This window comes from Amycolatopsis sp. (genome assembly GCF_025464955.1).
Lineage (GTDB): Bacteria > Actinomycetota > Actinomycetes > Mycobacteriales > Pseudonocardiaceae > Amycolatopsis.
On record NZ_JAODNM010000095.1, the window covers coordinates 1 to 19,997 of the forward strand.

Sequence of the window (19,997 nt, forward strand, 5' to 3'; positions counted from 1 at the left end):
ACCCCTCACCCCGAGACGTCCTGGGCCGGCCCAAGGGCCGACCCAGGACACACCGGTATGAGAAACTGTTCACGATGTCGTGGGACACATGTGTTCACGAAGTCCTGAGACAGCACAGCCGGTTCTAACCGGCCGCAACGCTCACGAGTCCTGCACGGGCTCAGACGGTGGCGGAGAGGGCAACCTCGATGTTGCCGCGGGTCGCGTTGGAGTAGGGGCAGACCTGGTGGGCCTTGGCGACGAAGTCGTCGGCCTGGGCCTGGTCGAGACCGGGAAGCGACACCTTCAGCGCAACAGCGAGTCCGAAGCCTTCGCCGACCTTGATGAGGCTGACCTCGGAGTCGACGGTGCTGCCGGTGATCTTCACCTTGGCCTGACGCGCGACGCCCTGGAGCGCGCTGTGGAAACAAGCCGCGTAACCGGCGGCGAAGAGCTGCTCGGGGTTCGTCTTCAACCCGCCGGGGCCACCCATCTCCTTCGGGATCGCCAGCGACTCGTCGATGACGCCGTCGGACGACGTCACCTCGCCGTTCCTGCCGTCGCCCCGGGAGGTCGCCGCCGCGGTGTAAATAGCCTCAGCCATGTAACTCGCCCATCTCTGTGCAGTCGTGACGCGCCCCATTGAGCGCTACACCGGTTACAACATCCGGCCGCACAGAACAATGCCACTCATGGCGCGCATCACGCGACTTCAAGTCTTACGGGATTGGGCGAATTCCGTAACCTGTCGGCCGATCAGCTTGAGCGTGGTGACGACCTTCTCCTCCGAGGCACCGCCGGCCTCGTCGAACTTGACCTCGGCGGAGTTGATCGAGCCACCGAGCGGCGCCGGCCAGCCACGCAGCGCGTGCGCGATCGTGCGCAGCTGGTCGAGGGTGGTGACGGCCGCCTGCCAGCCGAAGGCGACAGCGGCGACCCCTACCGCGCGGCCGTCGAGGTAGGGCCTGGTGTCGTCGCGGAGGTCTTCGATGTAATCGAGCGCGTTCTTGACCAGCCCGGACAACGCGCCGTGGTACCCCGGCGAGACGACGATGATCCCGTCAGCCCCGCGGACGGCCTCGATGAGGTTCCGCGCGTTCTCCGTCCGCTCCGGGATCGCCGCGTCGAAGAACGGCAGGACCAGCTCGCTGCCAGTGATGGCGCGGGTTTGCGCGCCCGCCGCGGCTGCGCCTTCCAGAGCGATCCGCAGCGCCCGCTCGGACTGCGAACCCTCTCGCAGCGAGCCGCCGATACCGACCACGTTGACCACCGATGCTGAACTCACGCATTCGAGGTTAGCCCCTCCAGTTAGGTGGAGGACCAGGATTTGGGACGGAGGTCCACGTCACACCCGAGCGGAGCAGCGGCGCGTATGGTACCGATCCCTACTCGCGAGTAACGTCAGGGCGCGACCATACGGAGGAACGATGTCGATACCGCTGCGGATCCGGGTGCAGGCAGCCTCAGCCCAGCTCTTGTACGCGCTGCCGAAGCCGGTCAGGCGGCTGATCGCCGGACGCCCGCTCCGACTCGACGGCCTGGAGCTCGCGCTCGACGCCCAGTTGCTGCTTCGGATGCAGAAGCTGAGCGGCGCGAAAGTGGTCAGCGGCACCGTCGAGGAGTCGCGCGCGGCGCTCGACCTTGCGCGGCATCTGGTGAGCGGCAAGACCATCGACCCGGTTTCGACACGCGACGTCGTCATCCCCGGCGCCGACGGCGACATCGACGCGACGCTGTACACACCGCTCGGCCTACCCGAGCCGTCCGGTCTGCTCGTCTTCTTCCACGGCGGAGGCTGGGTGCTCGGCACGAGGCGGACCCACGACAACACCGCGCGCTTCCTCGCCGTGCGCGCCGGCGTCCGCGTGCTGTCCGTCGAATACCGCCTGGCGCCCGAGCACGTCTTTCCCGCCGGGGTCGAAGACGCCGTCGCCGCGTTCGACTACGCCCACGCCAAGGCCGGTGAGCTCGGCGCGGATCCGGATCGGATAGCCGTCGGCGGGGACAGCGCGGGAGGCAACCTCGCCGCGGTCCTCGCCCAAGTAACGGCGAAGCGCGGCGGACCGGCGCCGGCGTTCCAGCTGCTGTTCTACCCGGGGACAGACTTCAGCGTCCGGCGGCGTTCGCGGGAGATCTTCGGCGAAGGCCTGTACCTGAGCGACAAAGACATGAAGTGGTTCGAAAACCTCTATGTCCCGGAAGGAACCGCCAAGACCGACCCGCGACTTTCCCCACTTCTTGCCGACGACGTGTCCGGGCTCGCGCCGGCATATATCGCGACGTCGGGTTTTGATCCCCTGCGCGACGAGGGCGAGGCCTACGCGCAGCGACTAAAGGATGCCGGTGTGCAGGTGGCCTTGAGCCGCCAAAGCGACCTGATCCACGGTTATGTGAACTTCCTCGGCCTTGGCCGCCGATTCACCGAAGCCATGGCCGAAGCCGCCGGCGCCCTCCGCGTGGGCCTGAGCTGAAAAGGCCGGAAATAGCGGAATCCGGTGCGGAAACTGCGTCCGCACCGGATTCCGAATCCCCCCTCTAGATGGACGTCACTACTTCACCGGCGGAATCGGAACCGGCAAGGCCGGCACACCCGGGACCGGCAGGGCCGGAACGCCCGGGAGCGGCAGCGCCGGCACCGGCAGCGGGATCGGCAGGGCACTGAGCAGACTTCCCAGCAGCCCGGTCACCGCATTGAGCAACGTGGTGAGCAGGTCGCTGACCACGCTCAGCGGCGGGGGCAGTTTCGGTAGCAGAGCACCGACGTTGGGCAACGGCGGCAACTGACGGGGGGTGGCCGTGGGATCGGCCAGGATGCGACTGGTCTCATCCGACCGCACCTTGGAGTCGGCCGCCTTGACCTGCGCGTCGACCTGGACCACGTACCGCTTGCCGGCGGCGACGTCGCCGAGCAGCGGACTCAGTTTGGCGAGCGCGTCCTTGGTCGCCGCTACGTCTCCGGCGTACGCCACCCTGGTCAAGTCGTCGCGAAGTTGAAGCACCTGCGCGGCGGCGGCCTCCGTGCTGGATGTGCCCCTCCCGCCGGCGGGAGCCGCGGCGGCCACTCCGCCAGAAGCCATCGCCAGCAGACTTCCCACCGCGAGTGCGGCGACGGTACGAGCAATGTTGCTTTTCATTCTTTTCCTCCTGGCCTCAACGGACCCAACGGGACTTATGGGTACTCGCAGTGGCGGAGATACACCAGCCGATCACCGGTTAGTGGAGATTTCTAACCCTTACGTGCCGAATTCAATGCTGGTCACAATGCCCTCAATTGATTAACCCGTTTCCCTTGCCCTTACCTCGGAAGATCAACTTGACGACCATTAAAGGTAACCGTACGTGCCCGCTTCACTCGATAGAACATCTGGGTCACCTATACTGATGTAATCGGTGATCGTTTACCCTCATCACTCCGCAGGACGGCGTGTCGCCACTGCTCCAGACGGGTCTGTCACCCACGCACGTACCGCCGCAGGTGTGAGGCAGAAAAGTTATTCATAACCGTCCCGGTCCGCTGTGGCCAGTAGACGCCGTTCACCCACAAGGCAGAGGACAGCTATGCGAGGCTGATCCAATAACGCCGAACCGGGTCGTTTTCGGCGTACTCGAGGTACTCGTGGACGCCTCCTCGGCTCTCGATCGTCCTCGCCGAGGCAACGTTGTCCGCCTCGCAAACAACCAGCACCTGGTCCAGGCCGATGGCGCGAGCCTCATCGAGAATCTGACCCAACGCCCAGTTGGCCAGCCCACGTCGACGCGCGGACGGCCGAATGCCGTAGCCGATATGGCCGGCCCACGAGACGAAGTCGTCGAACTCGTGCCGCAGCGCGATCCCGCCGACCACCAGGTCGTCCTCGACAATCCAGCGGTACATACAACTCCCCGCCTCGTCGGCCAACCGCGCCACCCAGGCCGCGAACCCGGTCGGCGACTCGACCTCGTCTTCCGGCATCAGCCCGAACCCGTCCTCGTGGACGCCGGGACCCCATTCGTCCCGAACGTCGAGCCACGCGGCGTGCAGACGGGAAGTAGGCGCGATCAGCTCGGGCATAGGACGACGATAGCGATTCTGGCCCCGAACACAGAGCAGCCCAGCCGACGTCGAAACGCCGGCCGGGCCGCTTGCCTCGTGGTGGGAGCCTATTTCTGGAAAGCCGCCGCGACCTTGTCGCCAAGCGTCTTGTCCACGTTGCGCCAGTACTCGAAGACGCGGTCCAGCACGGGCTGGGACACGTCGTTCGACGCGTGGCCGATGATGTTGTTCGCGAGCCGCTCACGCTGCTCGTCGTTCAGCACCTCGCGGACCAGCGTCCCGGCCTGGCCGAAGTCGTCGTCCTCGGCGTGCAGCTTGTACGCCGAGCGGACGACCTCGTCCTCGACGCCGAACGTCGAGTGCGTCTCGCTCGCCAACGCGGGGTCGGCCTGCGGGCCGCCATAGGAGTTGGGCGCGTAGACCGGGTCGCCCGGATTGTTGAACCGCATCGCGCCATCGCGCGAGTAGCTGTTGACCTCGGACTTCGCCGCGTTGACCGGCAGCTGGGCGTAGTTCGCGCCGATCCGGTAGCGGTGCGCGTCCGGGTACGCGAACAGGCGGCCCTGGAGCATCTTGTCCGGCGACGTGCCGATGCCCGGGACCAGGTTCGACGGCTCGAACGCGGCCTGCTCGATCTGCTCGAAGTAGTTCGTCGGGTTCCGGTCGAGCACGTACCGGCCGACCTTGATCAGCGGGTAGTCGCCGTGCGGCCACACCTTGGTCAGGTCGAACGGGTTGAACCGGTAGTCCGCGGCGTCCGCGTACGGCATGACCTGCACATGCAGCGTCCAGCTCGGGTTGTTGCCGGTCTTGATCGCCTGGTACAGATCGCGGATGTAGTAGTCCGCGTCCTGCCCGGCGAGCTCGTCCGCGCGGGCCTGGGTGAGGAAGTCGATGCCCTGGTCGGTCTTGAAGTGGTACTTGACCCAGAACTTCTCGCCGCCGGCGTTCTCCCACAGGTAGGTGTGCGAGGAGTAGCCGTTCTGCTCACGCCAGCTCGACGGGATCCCGCGGTCACCCATCAGCCAGGTCACCTGGTGGGCCGACTCCGGCCGCAGCGTCCAGAAGTCCCACTGGATGTCGTGGTCGCGCAGGTGGTTGTCGGCGCGGCGCTTCTGCGAGTGGATGAAGTCCGGGAACTTGATCGGGTCGCGGATGAAGAACACCGGCGTGTTGTTGCCGACGATGTCGTAGTTGCCTTGGGACGTATAGAACTTCACCGCGAACCCGCGCGGGTCGCGCCAGGTGTCGGGCGAGCCCTTCTCACCGGCGACCGACGAGAAGCGGATGAGGCTCTCGGTCCGGGTTCCCGGCTGGAACAGCGCGGCCTTGGTGAACTGGCTGACGTCCTCGGTGACCTCGAGGAAACCGAACGCGCCCCCGCCCTTGGCGTGCACCACTCGCTCCGGCACCCGCTCGCGGTTGAACTGCGCGTTCTTCTCGATGAGGTAGTGGTCCTGCAGCAGGATGGGACCGTTGCTGCCGATGGTCAGCGAATCGTTGTCGCTGCCGATCGGGATACCTACGTTGTTCGTGGTGGGCTTTGTCACGCCGTTGCCTCCTCGTAGTGGCGGGTTTGAGAGCAGTTCGGGCAGAAGCCCCAGAAGACGACCTCCGCCTCGTCGACCTCGAAACCCGCCGTACTGGAGGGCTCCAGGCAGGGGGCCGCGCCGTGGACGCAGTCGACGTCCTCGGTCCGGCCGCAGCCGCGGCAGACGAGGTGATGGTGGTTGTCCCCGGTGCGGGTTTCGAAGCGGGCCGGATGTCCGGCCGGTTCGATCCGCCTCACCAGGCTCGCGCCGGCGCACGCGCCGAGCACGTCGTAGACGGCCTGCGTGGACACCGAACCCAGCACCGCGCGAACACCCACCGCGACCTGGTCGGCCGTGGTGTGCGGATGATCGGCGAGCCAGTCGAGCACAGCGATCCTCGGCGCGGTGATCCGGAGACCGGCCGATCGGAGCTGCTCCCGCACGGGGCTTGTCTGGTGAGGCATGATCACTCCACCATGCCCCCTTTTCTGGAATGAGTCAAGAAAGCCTTGGCCGCGTCACTCCTTGAAGCAGGACCGCGTCACCGGTAAAGAAGTTGCACGGGCGTACCACCTTGGTGTCTCATCGAGGTCGTGCCCCTGGAGCCCTACCGCCGTGTCCTGGCCCTGCCCGGCGTCCGGACGTCGATGCTGCTGATGTTTTTCGCGCGGCTGCCGATGACGGCCATGGGCCTGACGCTCACCCTCCACGTCGTCTCCGACCTGGGCCTCGGCTACGGCGCGGCCGGGCTGGTCGGCACGGCCACGATGGTGGGTAGCGCGATCGGCGCGCCGACGGTCGGCAGGCTGATCGACCGCCACGGACTGCGTCCGATCGTCGCCGTCTGCGGGGTGTTCTCCGCCGCGTTCTGGATCAGCACGCCGTATCTGCCCTACCTGGCGCTACTGCTGATCGCCCTGCCCGCCGGGATCTTCGCCGTGCCCGCGGGGTCGATCGCCCGCCAGGTGCTCGCCGCCCTTGTGCCGATGGACCAGCGCCGGCCCGCGTACTCACTGGACAGCATCTCGGTCGAGTCTTCGTTCATGATCGGTCCGTCCGCCGGGATCTTCGTCGTCACGCAGGTTTCGTCGAGCGTGGCACTGACCGGCATCGGCGTCTGCTTCGCGCTGGCCGCGTCGGCGTTGTTCCTGATCAACCCGCCGATCCGCAGCGAGGACGAGTCGGCCACTGCCCACACCGGCCCACGCCCACGGGTGCGCAGCTGGCTGAACGGCCGGATGACCGCGACGCTGCTGGTCGCGATGGGCGCGCTGTTCACCCTGATCGGGGTCGAGGTGAGCACGCTCGCCGTGCTACGCGCCAGCGGCGAGGTGGACTGGACCGGCCTGGTGGTCAGCCTGATGTGCATCGCGTCGATCGCCGGCGGAGTCGTCCATGGGGCCGTCCACCGGTCTCTGTCGCAGTCGAAGCTCATGCTGCTGATGGGACTGCTGGTAATTCCGGTCGGTTTGCTCGACCATCCCTGGTGGGTGCTCGCGCTGGTGCTGGTGCCGACCAACCTGCTGTGCGCGCCGACGCTCGCCGCGACCACCGAAACCGTCAGCGCGCTCGCGCCTGTCCGGGTGCGCGGCGAGGCGATGGGCCTGCAGGACTCGGCGACAAGGATCGGACTCGCCCTCGGCAGCCCGGTCGTCGGCTTCGCGATCGACCACACCGCACCGGAGTGGGGCTTCGCCGCGGCCGGCATTGGCGGGCTGGCGATCGCCGCTGTCGGCGTCGCCTGGCTCCGACTGTCGAAACCCGCCGCGGCCCCCGCCCCGGAACCGGCTCTCGCGAGTCCACAAAGGACGTAAGGCGGCGGCTCCTCAGAAGCAGGCTTTGCGGAGAACGTCGAGGCGCTGGACGTTGCGCTGGGCCCACTTCGCCACGACGGACGCATCGTCGAAGCGCTCCTTCTGCACCTCGACGTAGGACCCGGCCATCGTGACGAGAGCGTTCTTGACGTCCTTGTCCTGAACCTGGCTCGCCAGGTCGCGAAGGCGCTTCTCCTTGTCCGCCGCCTGGGCCTTGAGCTTTGCCGGGTCCGCGAGCGGGTTGAGGTCGGCCAGCCCCAAGGCCTCCGTGCACGTACTGGCCTTGCTCGCCGCGCTGTTCGCCGTATCGACTGCCGAGTTGACCTGGTCGCAACCGACCAGCACGGACCCGGCTATCACGAGGACCACCGGCACACCCCAGTTCTTCATACGCCCAATCTACCGGGGTGTGCCGTAGGACACGTCATCCCTTGACGCAGACGACCTGCTTCAGGTGGGCGACGACCGAAACGAGATCGGTCTGTGCCGCGATCACCGAATCGATGTCCTTGTACGCCGCCGGGATCTCGTCGACGACGCCGCTGTCCTTGCGGCATTCGACGCCGGCGGTCTGCTCGGCGAGGTCTGCGGCGGTGAACAGCTTCTTCGCCTTGGTCCGCGACATCCGCCGCCCGGCGCCGTGGGACGCCGACTCGAACGCGTCCGAGTTGCCGAGGCCGCGCACGATGTACGAGCCCGTGCCCATGCTGCCCGGGATGATGCCGAGGTCACCGACGCCCGCGCGGATGGCGCCCTTGCGGGTCACCAGCAGGTCGACGCCGTCGTAGGTCTCCTCCGCGACGTAGTTGTGGTGGCAGCTGATCGCGTCGTCGAACAAGGTGCCGGGCACCGTGTCCGCCAGTGCCTGCTTGACCAGCGCGAGCATGGTCGCGCGGTTGCGGGCCGCGTAGTCCTGCGCCCAGAACAAATCACGCCGGTACGCCCGCATCTCGTCGGTATCCGCGACAAAAACGGCGAGGTCGCGATCCGGCAGGTCGGCGTTGTGCGGAAGCTTCTGCGCGATCTTGATGTGCCGCTCCGCGAGCTCCTTGCCGATGTTGCGCGAACCCGAGTGCAGCATCAGCCAGACCCGGCCCTCGTCGGCACCACCCTGTTCGAGGCAGACCTCGATGAAGTGGTTGCCGCCGCCGAGGCTCCCGATCTGCCGGCGCGCGCGTTCCTGCAGCTGCTGGACACCCTCGTGCAGATCCTTGAAGGCGTCCCAAAACGGGCCCCAGCCACCGACGCGGTGCACCTTGGCCTCGTTGACCGGCGCCTTGTGCATGGTGAAACCGACCGGGACCGCCGACTCGATACGACGCCGGAGCGCGCCGAGGTCGTCGGGAAGCTCCTTGGCGGTCAAGGAGGTCCGTACCGCGCTCATGCCGCAGCCGATGTCGACACCGACGGCCGCCGGCGACACCGCGTCGCGCATCGCGATCACGCTGCCGACTGTCGCGCCCTTGCCGTAGTGCACGTCGGGCATGACGGCGACCCCGTGTACCCAAGGCAGGTTCGCGACGTTGTGCAGCTGCCGCATCGCCTGCTCTTCGACCGAATGCGGGTCCGCCCACATCCGGATCGGTACCCGGGACCCCTCCACCGCGGTGTACATGACTTCCCTTTCGCTAGTTGACGTTGCGGAGAACAATCCACGGCGCAGCCGTCAACCACAACTCATTTGGCGCTCAAGGGTGCGCGTCACCGCCGTCGCGCTTTTCCACAAAAGCGCCCTCGCGTCGCGGTCGCGGTGACGCCTGGGACCGCTGACAGCACCGGGTGCACACCGCGAGTCCCACACTCAGCGAGGGCGAGTCCCACACTCAGACCGACGAGTCCCACACCCAGCTCCGGACACCGGCATTCACCGTACACCGACACGACGACCAGGCCCTTGCTACGGCAAAACGCAGCCAGTCCACAGCAACCAGCACCCACACAGACGACCGAAGAGCCACAAAAGTGCCCGCTTGGGACGTCAGGCGAAGGTGGGAGCGAGGTGCTCGGCGATCTCGTAGGTGTTCAGGGCGGCACCCTTGCGGAGGTTGTCGCCGCAGACGAAGAAGTCCAGCGTGTTGGTGAAGTCCAGCGCCTGACGCACCCGGCCGACGTAGGTCGGGTCGGCGCCGACGACGTCGACGGGCGTCGGGAACTTGCCGTTCTCCGGGTCGTCGACGAGCACGATCGTCGGCTGCGCCTCGAACACCTTATGCGCCGACTCGACGGTGACCTCGCGGGCGAACGTCGCGTGCACCGCGAGCGAGTGCGTGGTGATCACCGGGACCCGCACGCAGGTCGCCGACACCTTGAGGTCCGCGATACCCAGGATCTTGCGGGATTCGTTGCGCACCTTGAGTTCTTCGGAGTACCAGCCGTCGCCCTTGTACGAACCGGCGGCCGGGATCACGTTCAGCGCGAGCGGCGCCGGCCCGAAAGGACCGTCCTCAATAGACAGTCCGGCGGTCTCCAGTGCGGCGCGGACATCACCAGCGACAGCGCCGACACCTTTGCCCGCAACGGCTTCGAGCTCGGCGTTGAGCCTGTCGATGCCGCCCTGCCCGGCGCCCGAAGCAGCCTGGTACGACGCCACGACGAGCTCCTTCAGCTCGAACTCGCGGTGCAGCGCGCCGAGTGCCGCCATCATCGACAACGTCGTGCAGTTCGGGTTCGAGATGATGCCCTTGGGCCGCACCGAAGCGGCTGCCGCGTTGACCTCCGGCACCACCAGCGGCACGTCGTCGTCCATCCGGAACGCGCCGGAGTTGTCGACGGCGACCGCGCCGCGGGCGGCGGCGATCGGCGCCCACTCGGCGGAAATCTCGTCCGGGACGTCGAACATCGCGATGTCGACCCCATCGAACGCCTCGGGCTTGAGCTCGACCACGGTCAGCTCCTCACCGCGGACGGTGATCTTCTTGCCCGCCGAGCGCGCCGAGGCGATCAGCCGGATCTCGCCCCACGGCACGGTTTCCCGGCCGTTGATGATGTCGATCATGACCGTGCCGACGGCGCCTGTCGCGCCGACGAGTGCGAGTACCGGTGCCATCAACGACCACTCCCTGCGTAGACGACGGCGTCTTCGTCGCCGCCCAGTTCGAAGGCCTCGTGAATCGCACGCACCGCTTCGTCGAGCTGCGTGTCGCGAATCAGCACCGAAATGCGGATCTCGGAGGTGTTGATGATTTCGATGTTGACACCCGCGGCGGCCAGCGCCTCGCAGAACGTCGCCGTGACCCCGGGGTGCGAACGCATGCCCGCGCCGACGAGGGAGACCTTGCCGACGTGGTCGTCGTAGAGCACCGATTCGAAACCGATGGGCGCCTTGATCTTCTCCAGCGAGGCGACGGCTTTGGGGCCGTTCGCCTTCGACAGCGTGAAGGTGATGTCGGTGCGGCCGGACACCGTGCTGGAAACGTTCTGCAGCACCATGTCGATGTCGATCTCACTGTCGGCGATGACCCGGAAGATCTTCGCCGCGGCACCGGTGTGGTCCGGCACGCCGGTCACGGTGATCTTGGCTTCGGACCGGTCGTGCGCGACACCGGTGATCAACGCTTGTTCCACGGGGATCTCCTCAATTGAACCGGACACGATGGTGCCCGGCTTGTCACCGAACGAAGAGCGGACACTGATCGGGACACCGTAACGGCGCGCGTACTCGACGCAGCGCAGCATCAGGACTTTGGCCCCGCCGGCGGCGAGCTCGAGCATTTCCTCATACGAAACGGTTTCCAGCTTGCGGGCGTTCGGCACGATCCGCGGGTCGGCCGTGTACACACCGTCCACATCGGAATAGATCTCGCACACGTCCGCGTTCAAGGCGGCGGCGAGCGCGACGGCCGTGGTGTCCGAGCCGCCTCGACCGAGGGTCGTTACGTCCTTTGTGTCCTGTGCGACACCCTGGAAACCGGCGACGAGCGCGATATAGCCCTTTTCCAACGCCTCGGTGACGCGACTGGGCGAGACGTCGATGATGCGCGCGTTGCCATGCACCGACGTCGTCACCACGCCGGCCTGCGAGCCGGTGAACGACCACGCCTCGGCACCCTGGGAATAGATGGCCATCGCGACGAGCGCGTTGGAAATCCGCTCACCCGCCGTGAGCAGCATGTCCATCTCGCGCTCCGGCGGCACCGGGTTGACCTGCTGAGCGAGGTCGAGCAGCTCGTCGGTCGTGTCGCCCATCGCGGAGCAGACCACCACGACGTCGTTGCCGGCCTTCTTGGTGGCCACGATCCGCTCGGCCACCCGCTTGATCCGGTCAGCACTTTCCAGCGACGAACCGCCGTACTTCTGGACCACGAGCGCCACGCCCGAACCTCCTCCGCCGGGCCGGGTCGGCTCCTGGAGGCATCAAGAGTCCCCGTGTCCCTCATTTGCGTGGAAGCCTACCGGTGCGCAACGCGTTCGCCACCCTTCCGAGATCGGCGACTGTGTCCCAGGGGTGTCCGGGGAGTAAATCTTCCCGGACAGCAACACAAAGCGGACAGTCCTTGCGGTCAGGTGATCTAGCGCACCCCGATCGGTGGCCGACGGACGGGCTTGGGAGTATCCAACGCATGGACAAGCCAGCCGAAACGAGTGTCCCGGTCAGCGACGTCATCGCCCGCCGGTGGAGCCCACGCGCCTACGACGAGAAGGCCGCGGTCACCGAAGAACAGCTCCGCGCGATCCTCGAAGCCGCCCGCTGGGCCGCGTCCGCGGGCAACACCCAGCCCGCGCGGTACCTGGTCGGGCGACGCGGTGACGAGACGTACAAGAAGATCCTCGGCACCCTCGAGGAGGGCAACCAGGCCTGGGCGCACCGCGCGAGCGTGCTGCTCATCGCGCTGACGGTGACGAAGAACGAGAAGGGCCAGATCTACCACGCTGAGTACGGGCTCGGCCTGGCCAGCCAGAACCTCGTCCTGCAGGCCGTCCACGAGGGACTGATCGCGCATCAGATGGCCGGTTTCTCCCCCGAGGGCGTGACCGAAGCCTTCGGCCTGCCCGACGACGTCGTCCCCCGCGTCGCCATCGCCGTCGGCAAGCAGGCCCCGGCGGACGTCCTCGGCGACGACCGGAGCGTCCAACGCGAGCTCGCTCCCCGCGTCCGGATCCCGCTCAGCGAGTACGCGCTCTCTCAATGGGGCACGCCCGCCTTCAAGAGCTGAGGCCGAGTCGTTCCAGTTCCCAGCCGGCGAGTTTCGTTATGACGTCGGGGTCGCGTTCGCGCCAGCCGGTGGTGACCTCGCCGGCTTTGGCGAGCCGCGGAAGCGGCTGCGTGACCAGCGCGCGCAGGGCCAGCAGGTCGTGGCCTTCTTCGCCGAGCAGCTGCAGACGTCGGCCCGCGGTCGCTCGGCGGATGAAGCGCAGGCGCAACGGCAGCCAGGTGACCAGCAGGAACACCACCGGGATCGCGATCAGGAGGACGGTCACCCACAGCGCGAGGTTCGACACGGCCTCGATCTGCCAACGCCCGGCCTCACTGAGCTTGGCGCCCGCGTCAGACCCGCTGTGCAGTGCGCCGGCCAGGGCGCTGCCGATCAGCGGGAGGTCGTCGGCGTGGTCGGCGGCGGAGTTGAAGGTGCCGGTCAGGCCGTTGCCGGCGTCGACGAGCCCGGTGCCGGGCGCCTGGAGCTTCATGACCTGGGCGTGGACCTCGACGCCGAGCCAGATCGCGAAGACGGTGAGCAGGAAGGCCCCGAGGTCGGACAGCAGCTGGGCGGTGCGGCGAATCGGCTGGTCGGCGTAGTACGTCATCGAGTCGCCCCTACTTGTGCGCGTGGTCACAGGCGCACGGAACCTACCCAATCGGGTGAGGGGCTAAGCGCTGACTCCCCCGACACGCCGGATCAGCCTGGCGACGATCGACGACAAGACGAGCCAGAAGATCGCCGCAATGCCGTAGTTGACCAGCACCAGAAGCTTCGGGTCCTTGGGCGTGAAGAGGTCCTTGAAGCCGAGCGACAGCGAATCGGCCCAGCTCTTGACGAACAAAACGATGCCGTTGCCCGGATTGGCCTCGCCGATCACGAAGATGACGTCGAGCACGAGGAAGGCCGCGAAGATGATGCCCAGCCAGCGCGCGATGCTCGCGAGGAGCCCGGCGCTCTGGTCCTTGATCTTGCGCCAGTCGACTTCGGAGGCGTGCTTGACCGGCGCGTCCGGCTCGGAATCCTCGGTGGCTTCGGCACGGGAAGACGTCGTGACGTCGTCCTCTCGGCTCGTGTGCTCGCCCATACGGGGCAGTCTCGCACGACAGCCGCGCTAACGCTACGTGCCAGTAACACGGGCGTAGCAGCGCACGTAACAGTTCGATGGCAGGTCGGCTTCCCTTCACGCGCCGGTCGTGGTTAAGGTGGGGTCGTGGCACGCAACCTCCTGCTTCGCTGCCGCGACGGGGCCTGATCTGACCGGCTTCCCTGTCGCGGGGCTTTGTGGTGTCGCCGGTCTCAAGACCCAGTCCACACATTCCGGCAGGAGATTTCGCCAGCATGACCACGCCCGAACCCCGCACCACGTCGAGCCGCGTCCGTAAACCTTCCCGGACGGCGCCGGCGGACCAGCCCGTTTGGAACACCCAGCGCGGCACGTCCATGCCCGTCCACCGCTACCGCCCGTGGCACCAGCTCGTCGAGGACATCGACCTGCCCGACCGCACCTGGCCGACCAAGCGCATCGAGCGCGCGCCGCTGTGGTGCGCGGTCGACCTGCGCGACGGCAACCAGGCCCTGATCGACCCGATGTCGCCCGCCCGCAAGCGCAAGTTCTTCGACCTGCTGGTACGCATGGGGTACAAGGAGATCGAGGTCGGTTTCCCGGCCGCTTCGCAGACAGACTTCGACTTCGTCCGCGAGATCATCGAAGAGGGCGCGATCCCCGACGACGTCAGCATCCAGGTGCTGACGCAGTGCCGCCCGGAGCTGATCGAGCGCACCTTCCAGTCGCTCGAAGGAGCGCCGCGCGCGATCGTCCACATCTACAACTCGACGTCGATCCTGCAGCGCCGCGTCGTGTTCCGCGAGGAGCGCGAGGGCATCAAGAAGATCGCCACACAGGCCGCGGAGATGGTCGTCGAGCTGGCGGCGAAGCACCCCGACACCGACTTCCGCTTCCAGTATTCGCCGGAGTCGTACACCGGCACCGAGCTGTCGTACGCGCTCGAGGTCTGCAACGCCGTCACCGAGATCTGGCAGCCGACCCCGCAGAAGCCGGTGATCCTTAACCTGCCGGCGACCGTCGAGATGGCGACGCCGAACGTGTACGCCGACTCCATCGAGTGGATGAGCCGGAACCTGGAGCGCCGCGACTCGGTGATCCTGTCGCTGCACCCGCACAACGACCGCGGCACCGGCATCGCCGCCGCCGAGCTGGGTTACCTGGCCGGCGCGGACCGGATCGAGGGCTGCCTGTTCGGCAACGGCGAGCGCACCGGCAACGTCGACCTCGTCGCGCTGGGGATGAACCTGTACAGCCAGGGCATCGACCCGCAGATCGACTTCTCCGACATGGACGAGATCAAGCGCACGGTCGAGTACTGCAACCAGCTGCCGGTGCCCGAGCGCAGCCCGTGGGGCGGTGACCTGGTGTTCACCGCGTTCTCCGGCAGCCACCAGGACGCGATCAACAAGGGTCTCGACGCGATGAAGGACAAGGCGGACAAGGCGGGCGTGCCCGTCGACGAGTACCCGTGGGAGGTCCCGTACCTGCCGATCGACCCGAAGGACATCAGCCGGAGCTACGAGGCGGTCATCCGGGTCAACTCGCAGTCCGGCAAGGGCGGCGTCGCGTACGTGATGAAGGCCGAGCACCAGCTCGACCTGCCGCGGCGGCTGCAGATCGAGTTCTCGAAGGTCATCCAGCGCCACACCGACACCGAAGGCGGCGAGGTCGCCCCTTCGACGATGTGGAACGCGTTCTCGGCGGAGTACCTGGAGCCGCAGGCGCCGCTGCAGCTGCTGCGGCAGCGCGTCACCGACAACGGCGGCGGGGAGTACGACATGACCGCGTCGGTCGTGGTCGACGGTGACGAGCACGACATCACCGGCCGCGGGAACGGCCCGATCGCGGCGTTCTTCGACGCGCTGTCGACCGTCGGGTTCGACCTGCGTCTCCTCGACTACAGCGAGCACACGATGACGCCCGGCGACGACGCCCGCGCGGCGTCGTACATCGAGTGCGCCATCGCGGACCGCGTGTTCTGGGGCGTCGGCGTCGACGCGTCGATCGTGACGGCTTCGCTGCGCGCCGTGGTGTCGGCTGTGAACCGCTCGCACCGGTAAGGCAACTGGACCTGTAGGTCCGCTGTGAGAAGTGCGGTTCCGGGTATCGACCGGGAATGCCCGGCGTTGATCGGGATATGAACCTCTCGACGACGGAACTGCTGGTGCTGTTCGTCGTCGCCTTGGTGCCGCTCCTGCCCACCGAGGTGACGCTCATCGGCATGGGCGTCGCCGCGTCCCAGCACGAGACCACCCTCCTGCCGGTGATCCTCGTCGCAGCGGCAGGGTGTGTGGTCTCCGACCTCGTGCTTTACACGCTGGGCCGGTCGGGCGGGAGTGGGATGCTGACCAGGCTCCGCAAGCGTCCGAGCATCGACGCCGGCGTCGGCTGGGTCGACGGACACCTCCAGCAGCACCCGCGTCCGGTCCTCGTCGTCGCGCGCTGGCTGCCGTCGGGCGGGACGATCGGTGCCCTGCTCGCCGGTTCGCTGCGGTGGCCGATCGCGGTGTTCCTGACCGCGTCCGCCATCGGCGCGACGCTCTGGGTCTCGTACGCCGCGCTGCTGGGGTACATCGGCGGGCAGATCGTGCAGGAGCCGGGGATCAGCATGCTGTTGTCGCTCGGCATCGCGACCGCACTCGGCTTCGGGATCACGTTCGCCCTGAAACACCAGTCTTCGCAGGTCGCCTAGGCGCTGGTGCCCGCCCGCACCACGCACGTCCTTTGCGGTGAACCCACCGCGCCGCACTGCCGCCGGGCCGGGTCGCGGCTCTAGCGTGATCGCATGACCGAGAATTCCACGGCGCGGGCGCGAGAACTGGGCCTCGATCTCAGACGCAGCCGTGAACGGGCGAAGCTCAGCGGACGCCAGCTGAGCGAGCGGCTGGGCTGGACCCACGGCAAGCTTTCGTACATCGAAAACGGTCGCCGCCCGCCTTCGGATCTGGATGTGACGGCGTATCTGGCCAGCTGCGGACCGCTCGTCCAATCGGAGTACGAACGCCTGCTGGAGCTCGCCGCCACAGCCGACAGCGAACACTGGGTACGCCCTCACGGCCCGGAACTCCCGACCGAACTGCGCTCGCTGATCCTGCAGGAGAGCAACGCCGCCTCGATCATGACGTACGAGCCTCTGGTCATCCCCGGGCTTCTGCAGACCGAGGGTTACATGCGGGCGCTCTTCGAGTGGTGTTCCCGACGCCCCGCCAACGAAATCGAACTCAGGATCCAGGCACGTCTGGTACGGCAGGAGCTGCTGGCCCGCCAACGGCCCCCGACCTGCACGTTCTACCTCCAGGAACACGCGCTGCGCACCACAATGGGCAGCTCACAGGTGATGAGCGAGCAACTCCTCCATCTCGTGCTCGCCACGTCCCAGTACCGCTGCACGATCCGGGTCGTCCTGGATTCCGCCGGACCGTTCAGCGCCTGGGGCGGGGCGTTTCGTGTGATGGATTACGCCGACAATCAGCCACTCGCCTACACCGAAGGCGTAGCGGCCGGGATGTTCCTGGAGAAGCCCGAGGACATCGCGCGCTACCGGGACTTTCTGTCCAGACTCGATATAGCGGCACTGAATCCGGGACAATCGCGGGCATGGCTTGCCACCCTGGCAGATGCCTACGATCGACTGGAGGCAGGCGCCCCATGCCCACCCGAGAGCGCACCGAGCTGACCTGGCGTAAGAGCAGCTACAGCAACGGCGACAACGGTGACTGCGTCGAAGTCGCCACCGCGCCCGGCGCCGCGGCCGTCCGCGACTCGAAGTCCCCCGCCTCCGGCCACCTCACCGTGCCCGCTCACTCCTGGCGCACCTTCCTCTCCCGCCTCTCCTGACCCAGCGCGAAAGACCCCTCGGGGCCAGCCTTGTGGCGTTGAACGCCACAAGGGTGGCCCCGAGGGAACGCCGCAACCACCTCAGCCAAGGGCGGCGAGGACGGCGGCGGGTTCGGTGCGGGTGGTGTAGTCCGGGTGGACGTCGATGAAGCGGATCGTCTTGTCCTGGCCGACGATCAGGACGGTCGGGTGCGGGAGCTCGAGCTCGGTGCTGCCGTTGACCTTGTTGAGGTCGCTGCCGAGAGCCTTACCGGCGGCCTGGACCTCCGGAGTCGGCTGGAAGGTGATACCCAGCGTTCGGGCGACTTCGTTGCCGACGTCGGACAAGACGGCGAAGTCGAGCTCGTTCGCCTCCTTCGTCGACAGTGAGCCGTCGGGAAGCTGCGGGCTGATCGCGGCCAGGCGGACGCCCAACTTCTTCAGCTCGGGCAGCAACTCCTGCTGGTAGCTACGCAACGCGACGTTGCAGTACGGGCACCAGCCGCCGCGGTAGAAGGTGAGCACCGCCGGACCGTCGGCGACCAGCTCGTCGAGGGACACCTGACCGCCCGTCGCATCGGCCAGCTTGAAGTCGGCAACCGTCGCGCCGACGGCGGCGAAGTCGGATTCCTTGACCACCTGGTTGGTCACCGCACCCTCGAAAACCTCGAATATTTCAGCCGGTGCAACCTGCTTGACGTGCGCTTTTACCCCATCGAGAGTTTCGGAGAGCGACATGCAAGTCCTTCCAGATCCAGTTGTACCATTCAGTACAACTCGAGCCACTGTACTATCCAGTACATGGCGACGCAAGCAGTGACGGATCAAGGGAAGCGGACCAGGGACTCGATCCTCGGCACCGCGTCCCAACTGATCTACGCCAACGGCGTGGCGGCAACGAGCCTCGACAAGATCCTCGCCGCGTGCGGCGCCGGGAAGTCGCAGATGTACCACTACTTCAAGAACAAGCAGCAGATGGTCGAGGCCGTGATCGAGTACGATCTGGAGCGGATCCTGGCCAACCAGCCGCTCATCGGCGAGCTGCGCACCTGGGAGAACTTCGATCAGTGGGTCGAGGACCTGCTCGATCTCCACCGCGGCCCCGGCGGCCCGAGCGCCTGCCCGCTGGGCAACCTGACCGGCGAGCTCGGCTCCGACTCGACGTACGCGCCGTTGATCGACAAGGCGTACCGCACCTGGGAGTCCTACCTCGCCCGCGGCCTGACGTTGTTGCAGGACAAGGGAGAACTGGCTGCGGACGCCGATCCCGGGCGGCTCGCCCAGGCCACGATGGCCTGCCTGCAGGGCGGTTTGCTACTTTCGCACATCCGGCGCGACATCATTCCGCTTTCCGACGCTCTGCACATCGCCTTGGAGAGTCTCAAGCGTCACCGTGTAGGCGGATAAGCCTGCTACTTAAGGATGACACGCGTCTCCGGACGCTCCCCGATGTGCAGAGCGCGTCTGATTCGCGACGCTTGAGGCATGAAAATTCCCGCTCTCCTGGCCGTCGTCGTGGCGATGACGATCGGCCTCACCGGCGTCGCCACCGCGGCCACGCCAAGCCTTGAACTACCTCCTCCGACAGGTCCGCTTTCGATCGGACTGACGACGCTGCATCTGACGGACCGATCTCGTGCCGACCCGTGGGTGCCATCGGAGAGACGCGAGCTGATGGTGTCCGTCTGGTATCCCGCTCGTGCGACGGGCGGCGCAACAGCTCCCTATATGACACAACAGGAATCCGCCGCGATAATCGGGCTGCTCGACGCACCCGGGGCGCCCGCCGACGCGTACGCCAAGGTGAAGACACACTCCTCTGTGGACGCCAAACCGCTCGGCCTGCGCGCGCCACTCGTGGTGCTTTCGCCGGGCTTCACGGTGACTCGCGCCGAGCTGACGTCACTGGCCGAAGACCTCGCGAGCCGCGGATACGTCGTCGCCGGCATCGGCCACAACTACGAGTCCGCGGCAACCACGTTCCCGGACGGTCACACCACGACGTGTATCGCCTGCGCGCTGCCGCAGGACCGAGCCAAGATCGCCGCGGGCCGCGTCGCCGACGTCTCATTCGTCCTCAACGAACTGACCGGGCCGAAACCCGTTTGGGGCGGCGGAAAACTCATCGACGCGAGCCGGATCGCGATGGTCGGCCACTCCGCCGGCGGATACAGCGCGATCCCGGCGATGCGCGCCGACAGCCGCATCGACGCCGGGCTGAGCCTCGACGGCATCGATACCTTCGACGAGGTCGGCACCGACCGGCCGTTCCTGATGATGGGCGTGCCCGAGCACCAGCCGAACGGCACCGACCCGGAGGCGTCGGCCGCCTGGGACAAGACGTGGCCGGCGTTGACGGGCTGGAAACGCTGGTTCACCGTCGACAAGAGCGATCACTTCGCGTTCACGGACAACATCCTGCTGGCGCAGCAACTCGGCATCGACCTGGGCGACACGCTGCCTGGCACGCGAGGTGTGCAGATCACCCGCGCCTACGTCGACGCGTTCGTCAACCGGCACCTGCGCGGTTGTCCGGAACCCCTGCTCAACGGGCCAACCGGGCAATACCCCGAAGTGCGCGGCTGGACCCCGTAGACAGGGTCACCGGTGGGGGTGGCT

General features: G+C 67.0%; 22 protein-coding genes. 9 read left to right on the plus strand and 13 right to left on the minus strand.

From position 1 onward, the window contains the following. Positions 1-160 precede the first annotated feature (160 nt). Positions 161-583, minus strand: coding sequence for an organic hydroperoxide resistance protein (locus JWQ81_RS22240; protein ID WP_297544415.1), 423 nt, complete (start codon positions 581-583; stop codon positions 161-163). Between the two features lie 108 nt (positions 584-691). Then, complete coding sequence (locus JWQ81_RS22245) at positions 692-1,264, minus strand: NAD(P)H-dependent oxidoreductase (RefSeq protein WP_297544416.1); 573 nt, start codon at positions 1,262-1,264, stop codon at positions 692-694. Between the two features lie 142 nt (positions 1,265-1,406). Here JWQ81_RS22245 and JWQ81_RS22250 point away from each other — a divergent pair, with 142 nt between their 5' ends. Beyond that, complete coding sequence (locus JWQ81_RS22250; protein WP_297544417.1) at positions 1,407-2,450, plus strand: alpha/beta hydrolase; 1,044 nt, start codon at positions 1,407-1,409, stop codon at positions 2,448-2,450. Positions 2,451-2,528: 78 nt separating this feature from the next. On the opposite strand, the gene JWQ81_RS22255 is transcribed toward JWQ81_RS22250, so the two are convergent. From JWQ81_RS22255 to JWQ81_RS22270, 4 genes are all read right to left on the minus strand, one after another. Continuing rightward, on the minus strand, positions 2,529-3,113 hold the full coding sequence (locus JWQ81_RS22255; protein ID WP_297544418.1) for a hypothetical protein: 585 nt from the start codon (positions 3,111-3,113) through the stop codon (positions 2,529-2,531). Positions 3,114-3,535: 422 nt separating this feature from the next. Then, positions 3,536-4,030 (minus strand): GNAT family N-acetyltransferase, encoded by a 495-nt coding sequence (locus JWQ81_RS22260; protein ID WP_297544419.1) that lies wholly within the window; start codon positions 4,028-4,030, stop codon positions 3,536-3,538. An 89-nt stretch (positions 4,031-4,119) separates the two neighbouring features. Further along, positions 4,120-5,562 (minus strand): catalase, encoded by a 1,443-nt coding sequence (locus JWQ81_RS22265; protein ID WP_297544420.1) that lies wholly within the window; start codon positions 5,560-5,562, stop codon positions 4,120-4,122. Further along, positions 5,559-6,008, minus strand: coding sequence for a Fur family transcriptional regulator (locus JWQ81_RS22270; RefSeq protein ID WP_297544421.1), 450 nt, complete (start codon positions 6,006-6,008; stop codon positions 5,559-5,561). Before JWQ81_RS22270 ends, JWQ81_RS22265 begins: the two co-directional genes overlap by 4 nt. 129 nt (positions 6,009-6,137) lie before the next feature. Between JWQ81_RS22270 and JWQ81_RS22275 the strand changes: the two genes are divergently transcribed. Then, a complete protein-coding gene (locus JWQ81_RS22275) occupies positions 6,138-7,358 on the plus strand; it encodes an MFS transporter (protein WP_297544422.1) in 1,221 nt (406 codons plus the stop codon). A gap of 12 nt (positions 7,359-7,370) precedes the next feature. Here the strand turns inward: JWQ81_RS22275 and JWQ81_RS22280 are convergent, their stop codons facing one another. The 4 genes from JWQ81_RS22280 to JWQ81_RS22295 form a co-directional block, all read right to left on the minus strand. Further along, a complete protein-coding gene (locus tag JWQ81_RS22280) occupies positions 7,371-7,748 on the minus strand; it encodes a hypothetical protein (protein WP_297544423.1) in 378 nt (125 codons plus the stop codon). A 34-nt stretch (positions 7,749-7,782) separates the two neighbouring features. Beyond that, positions 7,783-8,973, minus strand: a complete 1,191-nt coding sequence (locus JWQ81_RS22285; RefSeq protein ID WP_297544424.1) for an RtcB family protein — start codon at positions 8,971-8,973, stop codon at positions 7,783-7,785. Positions 8,974-9,336: 363 nt separating this feature from the next. Next, a complete protein-coding gene (locus JWQ81_RS22290) occupies positions 9,337-10,404 on the minus strand; it encodes an aspartate-semialdehyde dehydrogenase (RefSeq protein WP_297544425.1) in 1,068 nt (355 codons plus the stop codon). Then, positions 10,404-11,669 carry an aspartate kinase gene (locus tag JWQ81_RS22295; RefSeq protein WP_297544426.1) on the minus strand — a complete coding sequence of 422 codons (1,266 nt, stop codon included), beginning with the start codon at positions 11,667-11,669 and terminating at the stop codon, positions 10,404-10,406. The genes JWQ81_RS22290 and JWQ81_RS22295 overlap by 1 nt, the downstream gene beginning before the upstream one ends. Before the next feature lie 248 nt (positions 11,670-11,917). Between JWQ81_RS22295 and JWQ81_RS22300 the strand changes: the two genes are divergently transcribed. Then, the gene (locus JWQ81_RS22300; protein WP_297544427.1) at positions 11,918-12,511 is read left to right on the plus strand and encodes a nitroreductase family protein; all 594 of its coding nucleotides are present in this window, start codon (positions 11,918-11,920) and stop codon (positions 12,509-12,511) included. Here the strand turns inward: JWQ81_RS22300 and JWQ81_RS22305 are convergent. Together JWQ81_RS22305 and JWQ81_RS22310 are read right to left on the minus strand one after the other, a co-directional pair. Beyond that, on the minus strand, positions 12,501-13,100 hold the full coding sequence (locus tag JWQ81_RS22305; RefSeq protein ID WP_297544428.1) for a hypothetical protein: 600 nt from the start codon (positions 13,098-13,100) through the stop codon (positions 12,501-12,503). The two genes, JWQ81_RS22300 and JWQ81_RS22305, sit on opposite strands and share 11 nt — an antisense overlap. A 63-nt stretch (positions 13,101-13,163) precedes the next feature. Beyond that, positions 13,164-13,580, minus strand: a complete 417-nt coding sequence (locus tag JWQ81_RS22310; RefSeq protein WP_297544429.1) for a hypothetical protein — start codon at positions 13,578-13,580, stop codon at positions 13,164-13,166. A gap of 254 nt (positions 13,581-13,834) precedes the next feature. Here JWQ81_RS22310 and leuA point away from each other — a divergent pair, with 254 nt between their 5' ends. From leuA to JWQ81_RS22330, 4 genes are all read left to right on the plus strand, one after another. Further along, the gene (leuA, locus tag JWQ81_RS22315) at positions 13,835-15,622 is read left to right on the plus strand and encodes a 2-isopropylmalate synthase (RefSeq protein ID WP_297544430.1); all 1,788 of its coding nucleotides are present in this window, start codon (positions 13,835-13,837) and stop codon (positions 15,620-15,622) included. A 56-nt stretch (positions 15,623-15,678) separates the two neighbouring features. Continuing rightward, entirely contained in the window at positions 15,679-16,254 is a 576-nt protein-coding gene (locus JWQ81_RS22320; protein WP_297544431.1) for a DedA family protein, read from the plus strand. A 93-nt stretch (positions 16,255-16,347) separates the two neighbouring features. Then, positions 16,348-17,238: a helix-turn-helix transcriptional regulator gene (locus tag JWQ81_RS22325; RefSeq protein WP_297544432.1), complete on the plus strand. Its 891-nt coding sequence runs from the start codon at positions 16,348-16,350 to the stop codon at positions 17,236-17,238. Next, the gene (locus JWQ81_RS22330; protein ID WP_297544433.1) at positions 17,211-17,399 is read left to right on the plus strand and encodes a DUF397 domain-containing protein; all 189 of its coding nucleotides are present in this window, start codon (positions 17,211-17,213) and stop codon (positions 17,397-17,399) included. The genes JWQ81_RS22325 and JWQ81_RS22330 overlap by 28 nt, the downstream gene beginning before the upstream one ends. A gap of 81 nt (positions 17,400-17,480) precedes the next feature. On the opposite strand, the gene JWQ81_RS22335 is transcribed toward JWQ81_RS22330, so the two are convergent. Then, the gene (locus JWQ81_RS22335; RefSeq protein ID WP_297544434.1) at positions 17,481-18,116 is read right to left on the minus strand and encodes a peroxiredoxin-like family protein; all 636 of its coding nucleotides are present in this window, start codon (positions 18,114-18,116) and stop codon (positions 17,481-17,483) included. Positions 18,117-18,179: 63 nt separating this feature from the next. Between JWQ81_RS22335 and JWQ81_RS22340 the strand changes: the two genes are divergently transcribed. Together JWQ81_RS22340 and JWQ81_RS22345 are read left to right on the plus strand one after the other, a co-directional pair. Next, positions 18,180-18,785: a TetR/AcrR family transcriptional regulator gene (locus JWQ81_RS22340; RefSeq protein WP_297544435.1), complete on the plus strand. Its 606-nt coding sequence runs from the start codon at positions 18,180-18,182 to the stop codon at positions 18,783-18,785. Between the two features lie 78 nt (positions 18,786-18,863). Continuing rightward, positions 18,864-19,973 carry an alpha/beta hydrolase gene (locus JWQ81_RS22345; protein WP_297544436.1) on the plus strand — a complete coding sequence of 370 codons (1,110 nt, stop codon included), beginning with the start codon at positions 18,864-18,866 and terminating at the stop codon, positions 19,971-19,973. Positions 19,974-19,997: the final 24 nt, after the last annotated feature.

Coding starts and splice junctions, on each gene's coding strand:
- JWQ81_RS22240 (WP_297544415.1), bottom strand. CDS start 583: ATGGCTGAGGCTATTTACACCGCGGCGGCGACCTCCCGGGGCGACGGC.
- JWQ81_RS22250 (WP_297544417.1), top strand. CDS start 1,407: ATGTCGATACCGCTGCGGATCCGGGTGCAGGCAGCCTCAGCCCAGCTC.
- JWQ81_RS22255 (WP_297544418.1), bottom strand. CDS start 3,113: ATGAAAAGCAACATTGCTCGTACCGTCGCCGCACTCGCGGTGGGAAGT.
- JWQ81_RS22260 (WP_297544419.1), bottom strand. CDS start 4,030: ATGCCCGAGCTGATCGCGCCTACTTCCCGTCTGCACGCCGCGTGGCTC.
- JWQ81_RS22270 (WP_297544421.1), bottom strand. CDS start 6,008: ATGCCTCACCAGACAAGCCCCGTGCGGGAGCAGCTCCGATCGGCCGGT.
- JWQ81_RS22280 (WP_297544423.1), bottom strand. CDS start 7,748: ATGAAGAACTGGGGTGTGCCGGTGGTCCTCGTGATAGCCGGGTCCGTG.
- JWQ81_RS22285 (WP_297544424.1), bottom strand. CDS start 8,973: ATGTACACCGCGGTGGAGGGGTCCCGGGTACCGATCCGGATGTGGGCG.
- JWQ81_RS22290 (WP_297544425.1), bottom strand. CDS start 10,404: ATGGCACCGGTACTCGCACTCGTCGGCGCGACAGGCGCCGTCGGCACG.
- JWQ81_RS22300 (WP_297544427.1), top strand. CDS start 11,918: ATGGACAAGCCAGCCGAAACGAGTGTCCCGGTCAGCGACGTCATCGCC.
- JWQ81_RS22305 (WP_297544428.1), bottom strand. CDS start 13,100: ATGACGTACTACGCCGACCAGCCGATTCGCCGCACCGCCCAGCTGCTG.
- JWQ81_RS22310 (WP_297544429.1), bottom strand. CDS start 13,580: ATGGGCGAGCACACGAGCCGAGAGGACGACGTCACGACGTCTTCCCGT.
- leuA (WP_297544430.1), top strand. CDS start 13,835: ATGACCACGCCCGAACCCCGCACCACGTCGAGCCGCGTCCGTAAACCT.
- JWQ81_RS22320 (WP_297544431.1), top strand. CDS start 15,679: ATGCCCGGCGTTGATCGGGATATGAACCTCTCGACGACGGAACTGCTG.
- JWQ81_RS22325 (WP_297544432.1), top strand. CDS start 16,348: ATGACCGAGAATTCCACGGCGCGGGCGCGAGAACTGGGCCTCGATCTC.
- JWQ81_RS22330 (WP_297544433.1), top strand. CDS start 17,211: ATGCCCACCCGAGAGCGCACCGAGCTGACCTGGCGTAAGAGCAGCTAC.
- JWQ81_RS22335 (WP_297544434.1), bottom strand. CDS start 18,116: ATGTCGCTCTCCGAAACTCTCGATGGGGTAAAAGCGCACGTCAAGCAG.
- JWQ81_RS22340 (WP_297544435.1), top strand. CDS start 18,180: ATGGCGACGCAAGCAGTGACGGATCAAGGGAAGCGGACCAGGGACTCG.
- JWQ81_RS22345 (WP_297544436.1), top strand. CDS start 18,864: ATGAAAATTCCCGCTCTCCTGGCCGTCGTCGTGGCGATGACGATCGGC.